Origin of the sequence: Amycolatopsis sp. TNS106 (assembly GCF_019330265.1) — a bacterium.
Lineage (GTDB): Bacteria > Actinomycetota > Actinomycetes > Mycobacteriales > Pseudonocardiaceae > Amycolatopsis > Amycolatopsis lurida.
In genome coordinates this window covers 2,772,745-2,788,672 of the sequence record NZ_CP024972.1, presented here as the reverse complement: position 1 = coordinate 2,788,672, position 15,928 = coordinate 2,772,745, and the positions used below count along the sequence as shown (strand labels likewise).

Sequence of the window (15,928 nt, the reverse complement as noted above, 5' to 3'; positions counted from 1 at the left end):
ACCTCTGTGACGTTCGCTGAACCTAAGAGGGCTTTCGATTGAAGTCAACGAAAGTATGTACAGAAATGACGAAAGTTAGGCCGAACGGTCTCTCGGATAGAGTTGCGGCCGGACAGGGGGAGGGCGAGTGACGAGGGGATCGGGCGAGTCCCGGCTGCGGTCGGCCGTTCTCGCGCAGGCGTGGGCGGGCATCCCCGGTGTGGAAGTCCTGTCGTCGGCCGACGGCGGCCCGCTGACCCGGACGATCAAGAAGATCATCGACCCGCTGGTCGTCCGCACCGCGGCGCGTCCCCGGCTCGGTCGTCCCGTGCTGGACGCGGTCACGGCGGCGGAGTTGACGGAAGTGCTGCTGGCCGACGCGGACAGGCTGCGCGCGACGGCCGCGTGGTTCACCCACCTCAAACGGCAGCGCCGCGCCTTGCGCATCACCGCGGGCAACGTCCAGGACGTGTGTTTCCCGCTGGCGTACGAGTTGGCGACGGGTTTCGGCTCGCCGGGTCCGGACGCGGCGGAGACGGCCGCGGCGGCGCTACGGGATCTGCACGGTGAGGGCGGCGCGGTGGGCGTCGACCAGCTCACCGCCTACCTCTCGGATCCGCGGCACTCGGCCAGGCTGACCGCCGAACTGCGGCGCCGCTGGCACGCCGAAACCGCTGTGCCGCAGGACATCGCCCCGCTCCGGGCCTTCGTCGACGGCCTTTCCGACCCCGCTTGGCGAGCTCTCGCCGATTCGGCGGCCGGGCACGCTCTCGGGCTGATGCTGCGACAGCCTGGCGGGGCCCGAGGCCTGACCGAAGTCGTCCAAGAGATTTCGGGGCTGCGTGCACCGGATCTCGGTCTGCAGCGCGGGGATCGCACCGCCTTCCCGCCGCTGAACCGGAGTGACGAAACCGGTTCCGAACTCCTCGAACGCAGTGTCGAGCGCCGGGTGCGCGCGACACTGCGTCGTCTGCCACCGGACGAGCGGGCTCCTGTCACCGAGCTGGTCGACGACGAACTCACCAGGGTCGCCGCCGGATTCGGGCTCGGCCTGCCCGCGTTGGCCGGGTGTTTCGCGCTCGGTGTCGTCCTGGCGCCCGCGCTGCGGCCACTCGACGGCGCGGCGCCCGCCGGTGTTCCCGAATTCGCGCGGCAGCTCAACGCGCAGGTCGCCCGCGAGGGTTACGTCCTGCACGCTCGCCGGGCACTGGCCGGTGCCACGCCGCTCACTCCGCGGCCCGACGCCGGACTCCTGCGCGATCTTCGCGAGTTCGCCAAGCACTTCCTCGGCAGGCTGTGGGTCCGGCTGCACGGCTTCGACGTCCGCGGCGATCTGCCCGCCGACGCCGCCGACGTACGCGACCTCGTCACCGGGGTGGTCCGTTCGACCTCATTGGACCTGCGGACGAAGGTGCGGCGCGCGCTCGTGGCCCGGCTGCCCGAGCTGGAGGCCGTGTCGTGACGCATCCGGTGCACACTCCCGTCATCGCGGCCGACGGTGCGCTCATCCGCTTCGCCCTGGCCGATCTCCTCGACGGCCGGACGACGACGATGCACATCGAACTCACCGACGCCGGAGCCGCCGAACCCTGGTTGACCCGGCTCGCGGGCGCCGAGGCGAGCCTCGCCGCGCTCGGCCGGGGCCACGCCGAGCTTCCCGCCCGGGCGGAACTCGGCAGGCTCGCTTTGCTGCTCTGGCTGCGTCGCTGGTGGCCCGCCGGCCCGTCGCTCGGGATCCCTTCGCTGGATCCGGCGTTGCTGGACCTCGAAACGGCGGTCGCGACCGCCGATGTCGAGGACCTGGCCGAAGGCCTTCTCGACGGTTTCGAAGCCTCCCCGGCCGAGCTGTTCGACGCGGCGATCGCGGACGGCGCCCTGCTCGCTGCCGCAGTGCCGGTCGCCGACGGAGCCCGGGACTTCTGCGCTCGTCTCGCGGCTTGGTTCGACGATCAGGACGACGTCGTACGCGCCGAGGCGGCGGCCGAAGTGTCGGCACGGCTGGAAACGGCGGCACCCGGCCAGCGTGAGTACGCGCTGGCCGCGGGCCTCGATCCGCTCGCACCCGGCGAAGGAGTACTGGCGACCGGACGCGCGAGTGTCGACTGGGCGCGCGTGCCACCGGGGATCCTGGACGCCGGTGAGGACACGGTGACCTGGCGGATCGTCGCGGCCGCGACCGCCACGAGACTCGAAGTCGTCGTCGCGGGCGCGTTCGCCGACGCGGCCATCACCGCGTTCGCGAGTCACGAGGGCGAGCCGTTCGCGGAGGTGCCACTGGAACTGGGCGCCGGGCGGTTCTCCGGCACGGCGGAGCTGGACGAGGCCGCGACCAGGCTCGCCGCTCGCGTCCACAGTGGACAGATAGCCGTCGTCGTCGGCGTCGCGGGGGAAGGCGTCGCCGGGACGACGGCGGAAGACCGGGCGGAAGTGGTCGCGCTCGTGCGAGCCCGCCCGCCCGAAGCCAGGACGCTCGCCGAACGGGCGGCGGCCGCTTCCGCCGATGAGGAGTTCTGACGTGCTCGTCGGCATGCCACCACCCCGGAATCGACCGGACCGGCCGCTTCCGCCCGAACTGGGGCCCGCGACCTCGCACGGTTACAACTGTCGTTGTGTCGCACGGCATTTCGGCCTGGATCCGGCGCTGTACGGCGAACTGCCCGCGTGCTCGCTGTCCGAACGCCAGTACCGGAAGCTGCTCGTCGAGGCGGTCAAGCTCCAAGACAAGGCCAAACGGCTCGCCGTCACCCGGGACGTCGCCGGCGCGCATCGGACGTACGGCAAGATGCGGGAGATCGCGCAGCGGCTCGACCGGACGGATCTGGACCTCGCCGCGGTCAGCGATCTGGCCACCGTCTGCTATTCCGCGGGCGACCTGCGCAACGCGCGGCAATGCGCCGAGGCCGTGCTCCAGGCCTTCAAGGTGAGCACCACCGCCGTCGTCCACTACGGACAGTACGCCGAAATCCGGATGATCGAAGGCTCCCGGGAGGTCGCCGAGCGCGTGCTCATCTCCTTGCACACGGAGGAAGGTGACGTCGCCAAGGCACGTGAGCTGATCGCCGGGCAACGGCGCCGGGCGGCGCTGCGCAAGCAAGAGGGGCCGAACCAGTACCCGCCCGAGCTGCTCGACGTGTACGGCGCGGACGAGCTGGAACTGCGGATCTTCGACGTGCGCGTCCAGATCGCCGCCGGGGACATGGCGGGCGCGCGGGCCGCGATCGAGGAGATCCTGACGGCGCTGGACGCCCTCGCCGGGATCGACGAGATCCGCGGGCAAGTGGCGGCCCTGCAAGCGATGGCGCGCGCCGAGCGTGCCCGCGTCCGCCAGGCGGGCGGCGAAGACGCCGAGGCGCGCGCGGATCTGCTGAGGCTGAGCGCCCAGCACGAAGGCCGCCCCTTGGCCGCCAGGGCGAGCATCGAGCTGGCGGCCGACCGGGCCTTCGGTGGCGACTTCCCCGGAGCGGTCGCCACGATCGTCGCCGCCCGTGACGAACTCGTCGAGGCGGGCCTGAACGGCGATGTCGCGGAGGCGAGCCACGCGCTGGGCACAGTGCTGCTGATGGCGGGTGACGTCGCACAGGCCAGGGATCAGTTCGAGCACGCGGGAAAGATCTGGACGGCCAACGCCGACGTTCCGGGCCTGCGGCGTCTCGACGTGGCATTGGCCCGCTGCGCGATGGCCGAAGGCGACTGGGCCACGGCGAGGGACCACGTGACCCGCGCCCGGGAGTCCGCGCGGACGTCGGGGGACTGGTCGGACCGTCTGCACACGGATTTCGTGGCGGCCACGATCGGCTTCGCCCACGGCGAAGACCTGCGCTCGGTGCTGGATCTGCTGCTCCCGCTCGCCCTCGCGGCGGCGGAGTACCGGTTCGAGTTCACTTCGCCGCAGGCACGCACGGCCTGGGCGCGCGACGTCGCCGGTCCGGCGACGGAAATGCTGATGGCGCTGCTGGGGCGGCTCCAGGAGCCGAGGCTGGCGGCGGAACTGATCGAGCGCACCTGTGCCGTCGGGGCGTACACGGGCGTGGAGGGGCGCTCGCTGGACCTCACCGGCTCGCTGCCCACCCTCGAAGTTGGCCCCGTCGCCGAAGGGCTTCCGTTGGCGGCGCTGGGTTCCGTGACGTCGTCGCTTCCGCTGCGGCTCGCCCCGCCGCCCGCGCTGCGCTGGTCGCCCTCGTCGCCCCTGGAGCTGGACCCGTGGCTCAGCCTCGCCGCCGAGCGGTATCAGCTGCCCAGTACGGTCGCCGAAACCGTCGAGACCTGGCCGCCCGCGAAGCCCGGACGCGAGACGTTCCTCCTGCGCTACGCCGACGCCGGCCACACCTTCCTCACCTGGCGGACCACCGAGGACCTCGACACCGTCCACACCCATCCGATCGAATTCGCCCTGGTCGGGACCGCTCGCCACTTCTTGGACGCCGCGTCGCCCACCCCACGCGAAGGCGAGAGCGCGGCCGACGCCGTCCGCCGCTCAATGAGCGAAGACGCCTTCGGGAGCTTCGCCGGTGAACAACGCCTGGCGCGCATCCTCGCCCTCAACCTCCTTCCCGCTGATCTGGTCGGACGCCTCCGGCGTGCCGCCGCCGACGGAAGCCGCCCGCTCCTGCGGATCCAGCCGTCCCCGAGCCTGGCCGGTGTTCCGTGGGGACTGCTGGCGCTGCCCGACAGGCGGGCCGATCACGTCCTCGAGCTCGACGAGATCGGCGGCTGTTTCGACAGTGACGAGCGCGTTCTCGATGTCGCCGACGTCTCGTTGCTCGCCCCCGCCGCGATCCCGCGCCGTCCGCCCGCCGCCGACGGCCCGCCCGTCTACCTGCTCGACCCGCGTATCCCCGGCCAGAGCGCGTTCGGCGAGCTGGGTTCCGTGCTCGGCAAGCAGGAACCGGCGTCGCCGCTGATCCGGTATCTCGACGAGCGGCTCGCCGATGGCCCGGTCCTGCCCGCCGCCGCCCGCGGGCTCGATCTGGTCCGCCGCACCGACACCGACCGCCGCCTGCTCGCCGAACTGCTCGCGGGTCCCTGTTCCCGGTTGGTGTTCGTCGGGCACGTCAGCCGCGTCCGCGACGAGTACGGCGCACAGACCGCGCTCCATCTGTCCTGTTCCGCCGATCTTCCCGGCACGGCCGCGCCGATCGGAACGCACCGGCCGTTCACCGCCGCCGACCTCGCACTGTCCGAAATGGACAGCATGCCCGCGCGGGTGGCGCTGATCGGCTGTGCCAGCGCGAGCGATTTCGGTCTCGCCGAACCGTTCGGTGTGCTGCTCGCCGCGGTCGCGGCCGGAGCGGGACTGGTCGCCGCCACGGTCTGGGCGTTGCCGACCTCGGCCGCTGTGTCCGGTTCGGACCCGATGTCCGAACTGGTCATCGCCGTCGACACCGCGCTCGCCTGGGAAGATCCGGTCACCGAACTGTGCGCCTGGCAGCGGTCCCGGCTCGTCCGCTGGCGCGACCGGCCCGAACCGGCGGCCTCACCGGTCTTCTGGGCGTCGCTGACCTGCCTCGACGCGACCGACGACGGGAAAACCTGGGTTCGGTAGCGGGACGGCCCGCCGAAGCTGTGTCCAGCACGAACGACACGGCGAAAGGCGGCACCCGATGTTCAAGAAGATCCGCGACAAGATCAACGACGCGACACAGCAGGGCATGGCGCGGGGCGAGCAGGACTTCCACCGCCACGCGGAACAGTTCCGGCAGGCCGCCGCCGCGCAGGGCCACGACATCACCCCGCAGCTGCCGACGCCGCAGCTGGCCGCGCAGGCCTTCCGGAGCCTCAACGCCGACCCGGACATGGCGGCGTTCCTGACGCTGCCGATGGACGAGCAGCTGCGTCAGCAGCAGGAACTCCAGGCCTACGGCACCGAACTGCGGCGGCTCTACGACACCTGCGAGCCCGCCACCCTGGTGGTCCGCGAGCTGGTGCCGACCGGCCGGAAGATCGCCGGGCAGGCACAGTACACCGCGACCCTCGAGGTCACCCGTACCGATGGCACCACCTACCGGACGGTGACGCAGCTGATCGCGCCGCTGGCGACGATCCAGCAGTACGCGCCGGGTACCCGCCACGAAGCCCGCGTCGACCCCGCCGACCCGGCGAAGGTCGCCGTGTTCGGCCCGGTTGCGTAGGGGGCGGCGATGTTCGGAACCTTCGAGTTCGGCCTGCCGGGGGACCCCCGGCAGGCCCGACGCCCCGGCCTGCGGCTCTGGCTGCTCGGCGTGCCGACGGCGCTCGCCTGGGCGGCGGCGGGCTGGTCGGGCGCCCTCGGGCTGCTGGACGGCTTCCGGTTGATGTCGCTGAACCGCGTCGACGCGTGGGGGCCCGACGCGGGCCCCGCGGTTTCGCTCGTCCTGTTCTTCAGCGTCTCGATCACGGTGGCCTCGTCGCTCGGCTTCGCGATGCTGTGGGGCGGCGGGATGTCGTTGCGGGGGATGGGCGTCGGCTTCCGGGCGAGCAGCCTCGCCGCGTCCCTCGGCGTCGCGCTGGGCAGCGGCGTCGCGATCCCGTCCTGGACGCCGCCCGAGGCGGTGGGGAAGCGACTGCCGTCCGAACCCTGGACCGACGTCGACTGGATCATCTACTACGAGCCGTATCTCGTCCCGGCGGTGGCGGGGGTGACCGCGCTGGTCATGATCATGGTGCTGGGGCGGGCGTTCGTCACCAAGGCCGAGGCGGACGACCGTGCGCAGGCATTGGCACAGACGGGTCGTCAGGTGATGGGCCACGTGCTCGGCGTCGAGTTCACGAACGTCTGGGTGATGGGGAATCCGCGGTTCAGCGTGCAGGTCCGGTTCCCCACCGACGACGGCGAGCGGACCGTCGTCACGACGATGATCACCTCGCCGCTGCAGGCCCCTGCCCGCGGCTCGACGGTGAAGGTCACCTACGACCCGCGCAACCCCGACTCGGTCCAGGTGGACCCGGATCCGGCCGATCGGGCCGCCGGCGGGAACTTCGGTGCGTTCCTGCCTCCGCTGTTCTGATCGCCCTCTACACTCCCGCGGATGGACGAACAGACGGCAGAGGTGTCCACCGCACCGGCGGTGCGCAAGGCGATGATCCGGCTGGTCCCGTTACTCGGGCTGCTCTATCTGCTCAACTATCTCGACCGGGTCAACGTCGGGTTCGCGGCGCTCACCATGAACGCCGACCTCGGCATCAGCTCGGCCGCCTACGGGCTCGGCGCGGGCCTGTTCTTCGTCGGGTACTTCTTCTTCGAGGTGCCCAGCAACGTGATCCTGCACAAGGTCGGCGCCCGGATCTGGATCGCGCGGATCATGGTCACCTGGGGCATCGTCGCCTCGGCCACCGCGTTCATCCAGGGCGAGGTCAGCTTCTACATCGTCCGGGTCCTGCTCGGGATCGCCGAGGCCGGGTTCTTCCCCGGCATCATCCTGTACCTGACCTATTGGTTCCCGCGTAAGCAGCGGGCCAAGATCGTCGCGCTGTTCTTCCTCGCGGTGCCGCTCTCTTCGGTCATCGGCAGCCCGGTCTCGTCCCTGCTCATCAAGCACGGCGACGGTGTCCTGGGCTTCGACGCGGGCTGGCGGTTCATGTTCTTCGCCGAAGGGGTGCCCTCGATCCTGCTCGGGGTGGCGGTGTTCTTCCTCCTGCCGAGCAAGCCGAAGGACGCGAAGTGGCTGACGCCGCAGGAACGCACGGCGTTGCAGTCGGCCATCGACGCGGAAGACGTCCGCGAGGTCGGCAAGGAGGTGAGCACCCGATCGGCGCTGACCGATCCGCGTGTGCTCGCGCTGAGCGCCGTCTACTTCGGGATCATCTTCGGCCTCTACGTGCTCGCGTTCTTCCTGCCGCAGGTGATCAAGGGCTTCCAGGAACAGTTCCAGACCAGCTACAGCATCGTGGAGATCGGGCTGATCACCGCGATCCCGTACGCCGTGGCCGCCGTCGCCATGGTGTTGTGGGCACGGCATTCCGACCGCACCGGCGAACGGGCGGGGCACGTCGCCATCGCCGCGTTCGTCGGCGCGGTCGCGATCGCCGGTGCGCTGTATCTCGGTTCGCCGCTGTGGGTGATGATCGCGGTGACCGTCTGCGCGGTCGGCGTGTTCACCGCGATCCCGGTGTTCTGGCAGCTGCCCAACGCCTTCCTGACCGGGGTCGGCGCCGCCGCCGGGATCGGCCTGATCAACTCGTTCGGCAACCTTTCGGGCTTCGTCGGTCCCTATCTCACCGGCTGGCTCCAGGGTTTGACCGGGAGCTTCCGCGCCGGGATGTGGGCCGTCGCGTTCTTCATGGCGATGGCGGGGGCCATCGCGTTGACCTTCCGCGGCAAGGACAAACGCGCGGTCAAGTGAGGTGGTCGAAGTCGCCGTTCACCCACCGGATATGGGTTTCGGCGCTTCGGCTCACCACCGCGCGGGCATCCTGGTCGATGGTGTCGCCGCCGAGGGTGTAGAGCCGGTCGTAGGAGAATTCGTCGAGCCGGTCGACGATCCGCCGGACCACGGCCGCCGACAGCGGGATGTGCTTGGGGAAGTTGCGCTGGAACGACACCCAGTTCGGCGCGAGGCCGCCCGAGATCGTGTCCCCGGCCAGGATGCTGCCGTCCGGTGTCCTGGCCACGGCGCTGCCCCGCATATGCCCGCCGAGCCGGACGAGTTCGAGGCCGGGCAAGGGTTCCACGTGCTCGTCCCAGAACTCGAACGCGGGATCGGGGGCGGGCAGCCATTCGCGGTTGCCTTCGTTGACCAGCACTGGAACCCCGCCCAGCGCGCGGCTCCAGCCGAGCTGGGCGCCGAACATGTGCGGGTGGCTGGTGGCGATGACGGCGACGTCGCCGAGCCCGCGCACGACGTCGAGCACTTCCGTGTCCAACCAGGACGGCGGATCCCAGAGCAGGGTGCCCGCCGGGGTCACCGCGAGGAACGACCAGTGCCCGATCGCGAAGTTCGGCTCCCGTTTGATGCTGTGCAGGCCGCGTCCGTGATCCCGGTGCAAGGTCTTGTGCGGCAAGGAGATCAGTTCCTCGTGCCTCCACCAGCGGCCGGTGTGCGCGCCGAGATCGCCTGCTTCCTCGATGTCGACCTCACCGCGGTCGAGAACGCATCGGGGAGGCTCGGGGGTGGCCGGATGTTCGATACCGCACCTGTCGCCAAATCCACATGATCGACAGCTTGCGACCTCCAGCGCACTGGAGGTCAAGACGCGTCTTCCCCCGGCTCGCCGAGCCGGGGGAAGACGGGGGTTCAGCTGACGGTCGTCTTGCCGAGGACGGCGTCCTGGTCCGGCGGGTCGAGCGCGAGCTGGACGTCGAACTCGCCGAGCGAGCTGTCGGTGACGATATGCGAGGTCGCCGCGGCGTCCACGCTGCTCGTCGCCTCACCGGCGGGGGTGCCCGCGGGGATGGTGAAGTCGACCTTGCCTTCCGCGGTGAACTTGAGCGGTCCTTCGGCGGGCACCTCGGTGTCCGGGATCGGCAGCTCGATGGGGATCGAGATCTTCTGCTCACCGAGCGCGATGTTCACCTTCGAGCTGATCGTGCCGGAGAGCTTCTTGGCACCGACGAGCCGGAGCCCGTCGCCCGCGGCCTGACCGGCGTCGACGTCGAGGGTGAACGGCACCGAAACCGGCTCCCCGGCTTTCGCGGCCGCCGGGATTTCCGCCTTGACGACCACCGCCACCTTCTGGTCGCCGATGATGGGGAAGCCGCCCTTGTACGTGAGATTCTTTTCGACGGCGGCAGCGGTTCCCGCCGCGGCGAGCATGACCGTTCCGGCGACCGCGGCCGCGATCCCGGCCGCGCGGAATCGCCGAACACCCTTCCGTACGAGGGTTTCCGTCATGTCAGGTCCTTTCGTCGTTGAATGGGCTCGAAAGCGAATGTAGGTGGAAAGTCACCAACGAGGAAAGGAAAAGATCTCTCGCGTTTTCTTTGCGCTTCGATCTTGTCACGTGTATGCGGAATGGCGAGTTCGTGAATTGTCATGCGGGGGAGTAAAGGGGAAATGGTGTCCGCATTCTTGTCACCTCGGTGACAGGTGCGCCGGACCCGGGGCGAGCGGGCCAGGCCGTGTCCGGCAAGTCGTGTTCGCGGTCTCCTCGCCCAGGTGGCCCATCGAACAGACTTGCAGGACACGGCCTAGGTGTATTGCCCTGAGAGGTTGTGAACGGGCCGACACGTAGTCGGATGATCTTGGTATGAGGGAGGGCCTCCGGGTTCGGTGTGGATTGCGACATCTGCACCGGCTGCCTGGAGGCCCTCGTGACTCACGCTAACGCACCGTTGACCCCTGCCGGAAGGCTGCGCCTGGCCCGGTGTGTCGTGGACGAGGGCTGGCCGTTGCGGCGTGCCGCGGAGCGGTTCCAGGTCGCGGTGTCCACGGCGAAACGCTGGGCCGGCCGCTACCGCGAGGACGGCGAAGCCGGCATGGTCGATCGTTCGTCGCGCCCGCGTCATAGTCCGTCACGGACGCCGACCCGTACCGAGCGGCGGATCATCAAGGTGCGGGTCCTGCGCCGGTGGGGGCCTGCCCGGATCGCCTACCTGCTCGGGCTGAACCCGTCCACGGTGCATCGTGTCCTGCGCCGTTATGGGATTGCCCGGCTGACGCATCTGGACCGGGCCACCGGGCGGTCGGTCCGCCGCTACGAACACGCCGCGCCCGGCGACCTGGTCCACGTGGACATCAAGAAGCTGGGCAACATTCCCGACGGCGGCGGGCACCGCGTCCTCGATCGAGCCACCGGCCTGCGGCACAAGAAAGCCACCACCACCGCCCGTTACCGGCACGGCAAACCCAGGATCGGGTCCAGTTACCTGCACAACGCCGTCGACGATTACTCCCGCCTGGCCTACAGCGAGATCCTGGACGACGAGAAGAAGGAGACCGCGGTCGCTTTCTGGCACCGAGCCCGCACCTTCTTCACCCGCAACGGCATCACCGTCGCGCGAGTACTGACCGACAACGGATCCTGCTACAAATCCCGCCTCTGGCGCGACACGCTGCGCGACGTCGGCATCGTCCACAAACGCACCCGTCCTTACCGGCCGCAGACCAACGGCAAAGTCGAACGGTTCAACCGCACCCTCCTCGAAGAATGGGCCTACGCACGCCCCTACCACTCAGAACAAGAGCGACGAGACGCCTACCCCGGCTGGCTGCACACCTACAATCACCACCGCGGCCACACCGCACTCAACGGCAAACCACCCGCCAGCCGCGTCCCCAACCTCCCAGGGCAATACACCTAGGGTCTTGATCGTGACCGAACGACCCGAGCCGTGGCATCTCCGGACCCGCAGGTTCCTGCGCGCGACGGATCAGCGCGGCGAACTGGTACGCGGGGCGCGGTTCCTCCGCAGGCTGGTCCCGGGTGACCCGCTGGCGCCGTCCACGGGCCGCTCGTCCGACCGGCTCGCCCGGCTGCTCGCCGAGGCGGGCGCGGACCGGCCCAGCGCCACCCGTGAGCTGGGGCTGGCCGCCGTGCAGGCCTGGCAGGCAGTCCGCCGGTCCGGCGCGCCACCGGTGTCCGCGGACGGGATCACGGTGCTGTTCACCGATCTGGTCGGCTTCTCGACCTGGGCGCTGCAGGCGGGCGACGAGCGTGTGCTGGAGCTGCTGCGTTCGGTCGCCGAGGTGACCGAATCGATCGTCACCGGGCATCGCGGCAGCATCGTGAAAGGCCTCGGCGACGGCGTGATGGCCGTGTTCGCCGACCCGGGCGAGGCGGTGAACGCCGCCTACGAGACGTGCTCCGCCGTGAGCGTGATCAAGGCCGAGGGCTATCTCCCGCACCTGCGTGCGGGGCTGCATCGAGGGAATCCTCGGCGGGTCGGCAACGACTACCTCGGCGTCGACGTGAACATCGCCGCCCGCATCATGGCCGCCGCCGACGGCGATGAGGTCCTGGCCAGCGGAAGCGTCGTCGACGAGCTGGACCCCGGCGCGGTGATCGTGCGACCGCGCCGGAGCTTCCGCGCCAAGGGGACACCGAAGGACCTCCGTGTCTACCGGGTGGTGCCTCGGTACTCCTCGTGAGTGGCAGTCCCGGGTCGCGGTGGGCGGTCCCTCGGTGGCCGCTCTGAGACCGTGTCGCGAAAGCCACTTTCGGGACATCACACGTCGCGAAAGTGGCTTTCGCGACACGCACCCTGGCCAGGGAGGTCACCGCCACCTGGGCCGTCCGTTCGCCCTCCCGCAGACGTTGCGAGAGCCACTTTCGCAACCTTCAACGTTGCCAAAGTGGCTTTCGCAACGTGACACCTTTGCCCTGCCCCTCGAATGGGCCGCACTCCTAGCCGGGCATCTCCGAAGGCTGCGAGTCCAGTCCCGCCCTCGGCTTCGTCCAGCCGCCACGCGTGAAGTCCGGTACCGCGACCGGTTTCCCGCCGCGTGCCAGGGAGACCACGCTCAACGGCACGGGGGAGCACCAGGCAGCCGAGTCGTAGACGTCGATGTCCGGCACCAGCCCGGCGCGCATCTGCTGCACGATCCGCCACTGCAGCACGTAGTCCATGCCGCCGTGCCCGCCGAGGTTCGGGTCGTCCTTGAGCTTCTTCCACAGCCAGTGGTCGTGGCGTTCGCGGTACGGCCCGAAGTCCTTCCACGCGTGGCCGCTGTGATCGGGCTCGAGGTAGATCCGGGCGGGATAGTCCTCGACGATGCCGCGGCTGCCGGCGAGGCTGTTGATGCGGCTGTACGGACGCGGTGAGCTGACGTCGTGCTCGGCGCGGATGATCCGGCCCTGCTCGGTTTCGATCAGGCAGGTCACCAGGTCGCCGTTGATGTAGGTCTCTTTCCACGACGGGTGGCCCGGCGGCATGTGGCGTTTCCGGTAGTCGGCGAGCCCCTTCGGTTCGGTCGCCGTGGCGCGCAAGGTGGCGAACCGGTCGCCGCGGTTCACGTCCATGCAGGCGGCGATCGGCGCGAGGCCGTGCATCGGGTAGAAACTCGCGGTGCTGCGGGTGTGCCACTTCCGGCGCCACGCGTCGGTGTAGTACGTGTCGGAGAACAGCAGTTCGCGAAGGTCGTGCAGGTAGCCGCCGTGCCCGTTGGTGACCTCGCCGAAGACGCCCTCGTGCGCCATCTTGAGGATGGCCAGTTCGTTGCGCCCGTAGCTGCAGTTCTCGGCGAGGAACAGGTGTTTGCGGGTCTGCTCGCTGGTGTTGACCAGGTCCCACAGCTGGTCGAGCTCGGTGGCGATCGGGAGCTCGACGCCGACGTGCTTGCCTGCCAGCAGCGCGGCCTTGCCCTGCGCGTAATGGAACTCCCACGGCGTGGCGATGTAGACGAGGTCGATGTCGTCCCGGGAGAGCATCTTCTTGTAGGCGTCGGCGGATCCGCCGTACTCGGCCGGGCGCGGACGCCCGCCGGCGGCGAGTTTGTCCGCGGCGGCCTTCGCGCGCTCGGCGCGGATGTCGCAGACCGCGGTGACGACGGCGCCCGGGACGGCGCTCCACCCGCCGATCATGGACATCCCGCGGTTGCCGAGACCGATGAGCGCGATCCGGACGGTCTGGTGCCGCTCGAACGGGACCCCGATCATGCTGCGCTGACCAGGACGGCGAGGCGCGCTTTCCGCCTCTTCCGCCGCGGTCGCGCTCGTCGGGATCGCGGCGAGCGCCCCGGCGGCGAGTGCGCCGCCGAACAGTGTCCGCCGGGAGACAGAGGGCAGGTCGGCCATGAAGAACACTCCTTCGTGTCGCCTTCGGTGCCCAGACCTTGTCCAATCGCCGTCGGATATGTCAAGAGATGCGCCAAAGTGCGCAGTAAAATGCACTAATGAGCAATATGAGTGCGTGCTTGGCCGGGTTTCGCGCAACCCGGGTGCGCGTACACACCCGGGCCGCGCGGCCGGTCACCGGCGGATCAGCACCTGGTCGATCGACTTGCGCACCAGGTTCGGCACCACGCAGTCGTCCGCCGGATAGCCGACCGGGATGACGGCGAACGCCTTCTCGTTCTGCGGTCGCTCGAGCAGCTCGCCGAGGAACCGCATCGGCGACGGCGTATGCGTCAACGCGGCCAGCCCGGACAGATGCAACGCCGTGAGCAGCATGCCGACCGCGATGCCCACCGACTCGTCGACGTAGTAGTGCTTGTGCTTGGTGCCGTCCTCGTCGAGGAAGTAGCGCTGCTGGAAGACCACGATGAGGTACGGGGCGTCGGTGAGATGGGTCTTGACGGCGTCGGTGCCCAGCGGGCGCAAGGCGGACAGCCACTCCTCGCCGAGCCTGCCCTCGTACGAAACGCGTTCTTCCTCTTCGGCGGCCTCACGGATCCGCTGTTTGGTCTCGGCGTCCTTGATGAGCACGAACGTCCACGGCTGCTGGTGCGCGCCGCTGGGCGCCGTCGCCGCCACCGCGATGGCGTCCACCACCACCTGCTCGGGCACGGGGTCCGTCGAGAACATCCGCACGGTGCGGCGGCTGTCCATGCGGCGGCGCAGGTCGGCGGCGGTGGCCAGCGCTTCTTCCGCGGGTACGCGCGCCGGGCGGTAGGGCACCGGCTCGAAGGGGTCGCCGTAGGTCGGGGTCCACTGTGCTGTGGTCATGATGGCGATTCTGGCGGCGGACCCGGTTTTCGGGAACCCCCGGAGCGAGGTTCGGAGGCGCAAGGCAAAGCGTCGTGGGCGGGATCATGCGCACGGAGGCTTCCGTGGCGACGTGCGGGCCGTCGGCCCCGCCGTGGGCAGCTTCGCGCGGGGGTCGTGAGTGGTAAGGAGCGTTAGAACGACACTTCTCACTCACGACCCTCCGCCTGTACCGCCCACTCCGAAGCGACACCTCGGCTACCTCCGGAGCAAGGTTATGTCCTTGGAGTTATGCCGCCGTCTGTCTCAAGTGGACGGACGCCGGTCGTCGTAACCGGTGGGCGGTCCCGGTACCTAGAGCGCCACTCAGTGGTCGTCGCGGCGTAGAGATAGGTATCCACTGCACGACTTTCGTCGGTGTCAGGTTTCTCTTGCCGCGCACCAGAATCAGCACACCCGTCCCCCTCGCGCGGCCGAATCCGGGCCGCAGAAATGAGTCGGAACCATGCGACTGCGCTCCTTCGCCCTGATCGCCGGCACCGCCTTCGCGGCGCTGCTCGGCGTCACCGCCCCCGTGGCGTCCGCCGCGGAACCGTCCTCCGACGTCCAGCCGATGATCATCGGCGGCCAGAACGCGACGAGCGGCCCGTGGGCGGCCAGGCTCTTCGCCAACGGCAGGCAGACCTGTACCTCGACGATCATCGCGCCGCAGTACATCCTGACCGCGAAGCACTGCGTCGCGAGCAGCGGCACGTTCACCTTCCGGATCGGCAGCCTCGACCAGCAGAGCGGCGGCACCATGGCCACCGGCTCCACCGTCACCCGGCACCCGAGTGCGGACCTCGCGATCGTGAAGCTGACGACGTCGGTCAACGCCACCTACTCACCGCTGGGCACCACGGCCAACGTCTCCGTCGGGCAGACCGTCCAGGTCTACGGCTGGGGCGCGACCAGCCAGTGCGGCTCGGAGATCAACTGCCAGTCCCGCTACCTGAAGGTCGCCAACGTCTCGGTCACGTCGGTCTCCTGCCGTGACTACAACGGCGGCATCGCGGTGTGCGCGCGCCGCGGTGACGGCATCACCGCCGGCGGGGACTCGGGTGGCCCGATGTTCGCCTCCGGCCGTCAGGTCGGCGTCGCCTCGACGAGTGACCGGCAGACCACGACCGCGTACACGAACATCACGCGGTACCGGCCCTGGATCCAGGGTATCGCCGGCGTCTGAGAACCTGCTGGCCTGAGCTGACCGAGTGGGTCGTGAGTGTGATGATGAGGGTGAGAACGCTCGTCGCCACTCACGACCCCTCTCAGTGGGATCGGAAACCAGCCGGACCCCGGGTCTGCTTTCCGAAAAGTGCCTCCTGTGGACAGTCCTGAAGGGTGGGCCACGTCAGCCCGCCCGCCCAGCAAGGGTCCTCCCCGGCGCTTGCCGGGGAGGACCCTTTCGTCTGCT

General features: G+C 69.7%; 14 protein-coding genes. 10 read left to right on the top strand and 4 right to left on the bottom strand.

Translation table 11 applies throughout. The features are described 5' to 3' along the window. Positions 1-127: 127 nt before the first annotated feature. From CVV72_RS12530 to CVV72_RS12505, 6 genes are read left to right on the top strand one after another with little or no spacing between them, the layout of a single operon-like run. Entirely contained in the window at positions 128-1,441 is a 1,314-nt protein-coding gene (locus CVV72_RS12530; RefSeq protein ID WP_219152600.1) for a hypothetical protein, read from the top strand. Further along, entirely contained in the window at positions 1,438-2,493 is a 1,056-nt protein-coding gene (locus CVV72_RS12525) for a hypothetical protein (protein WP_219152599.1), read from the top strand. Before CVV72_RS12530 ends, CVV72_RS12525 begins: the two co-directional genes overlap by 4 nt. Further along, positions 2,480-5,521 carry a hypothetical protein gene (locus CVV72_RS12520; RefSeq protein WP_255632656.1) on the top strand — a complete coding sequence of 1,014 codons (3,042 nt, stop codon included), beginning with the start codon at positions 2,480-2,482 and terminating at the stop codon, positions 5,519-5,521. Before CVV72_RS12525 ends, CVV72_RS12520 begins: the two co-directional genes overlap by 14 nt. Before the next feature lie 58 nt (positions 5,522-5,579). Continuing rightward, complete coding sequence (locus CVV72_RS12515; protein ID WP_219152598.1) at positions 5,580-6,107, top strand: hypothetical protein; 528 nt, start codon at positions 5,580-5,582, stop codon at positions 6,105-6,107. Positions 6,108-6,116: 9 nt separating this feature from the next. Continuing rightward, complete coding sequence (locus tag CVV72_RS12510; RefSeq protein ID WP_219152597.1) at positions 6,117-6,962, top strand: DUF3592 domain-containing protein; 846 nt, start codon at positions 6,117-6,119, stop codon at positions 6,960-6,962. A 21-nt stretch (positions 6,963-6,983) separates the two neighbouring features. Further along, positions 6,984-8,297, top strand: coding sequence for an MFS transporter (locus CVV72_RS12505; RefSeq protein WP_219152596.1), 1,314 nt, complete (start codon positions 6,984-6,986; stop codon positions 8,295-8,297). Here CVV72_RS12505 and CVV72_RS12500 read toward each other — a convergent pair. Then, positions 8,290-8,955, bottom strand: a complete 666-nt coding sequence (locus CVV72_RS12500) for a hydrolase (RefSeq protein ID WP_255632655.1) — start codon at positions 8,953-8,955, stop codon at positions 8,290-8,292. The two genes, CVV72_RS12505 and CVV72_RS12500, sit on opposite strands and share 8 nt — an antisense overlap. 15 nt (positions 8,956-8,970) lie before the next feature. On the opposite strand from CVV72_RS12500, the gene CVV72_RS12495 reads away from it, so the two are divergent. After that, a complete protein-coding gene (locus CVV72_RS12495) occupies positions 8,971-9,108 on the top strand; it encodes a hypothetical protein (RefSeq protein WP_219154444.1) in 138 nt (45 codons plus the stop codon). 80 nt (positions 9,109-9,188) lie between these two features. Here CVV72_RS12495 and CVV72_RS12490 read toward each other — a convergent pair whose 3' ends face one another. Continuing rightward, on the bottom strand, positions 9,189-9,785 hold the full coding sequence (locus tag CVV72_RS12490; RefSeq protein WP_219152595.1) for a DUF6801 domain-containing protein: 597 nt from the start codon (positions 9,783-9,785) through the stop codon (positions 9,189-9,191). A gap of 419 nt (positions 9,786-10,204) precedes the next feature. Here CVV72_RS12490 and CVV72_RS12485 point away from each other — a divergent pair, with 419 nt between their 5' ends. Both CVV72_RS12485 and CVV72_RS12480 read left to right on the top strand, forming a co-directional pair. After that, positions 10,205-11,194, top strand: coding sequence for an IS481 family transposase (locus tag CVV72_RS12485; protein WP_219152594.1), 990 nt, complete (start codon positions 10,205-10,207; stop codon positions 11,192-11,194). Positions 11,195-11,198: 4 nt separating this feature from the next. Then, entirely contained in the window at positions 11,199-11,981 is a 783-nt protein-coding gene (locus CVV72_RS12480; protein WP_219152593.1) for an adenylate/guanylate cyclase domain-containing protein, read from the top strand. A 256-nt stretch (positions 11,982-12,237) separates the two neighbouring features. On the opposite strand, the gene CVV72_RS12475 is transcribed toward CVV72_RS12480, so the two are convergent. After that, positions 12,238-13,626, bottom strand: a complete 1,389-nt coding sequence (locus tag CVV72_RS12475) for a Gfo/Idh/MocA family protein (RefSeq protein WP_219152592.1) — start codon at positions 13,624-13,626, stop codon at positions 12,238-12,240. A 174-nt stretch (positions 13,627-13,800) separates the two neighbouring features. Then, positions 13,801-14,496: a nitroreductase family protein gene (locus tag CVV72_RS12470; RefSeq protein WP_219152591.1), complete on the bottom strand. Its 696-nt coding sequence runs from the start codon at positions 14,494-14,496 to the stop codon at positions 13,801-13,803. A 484-nt stretch (positions 14,497-14,980) separates the two neighbouring features. On the opposite strand from CVV72_RS12470, the gene CVV72_RS12465 reads away from it, so the two are divergent. After that, on the top strand, positions 14,981-15,700 hold the full coding sequence (locus CVV72_RS12465; RefSeq protein ID WP_219152590.1) for a trypsin-like serine protease: 720 nt from the start codon (positions 14,981-14,983) through the stop codon (positions 15,698-15,700). The last annotated feature ends 228 nt before the right edge of the window (positions 15,701-15,928 follow it).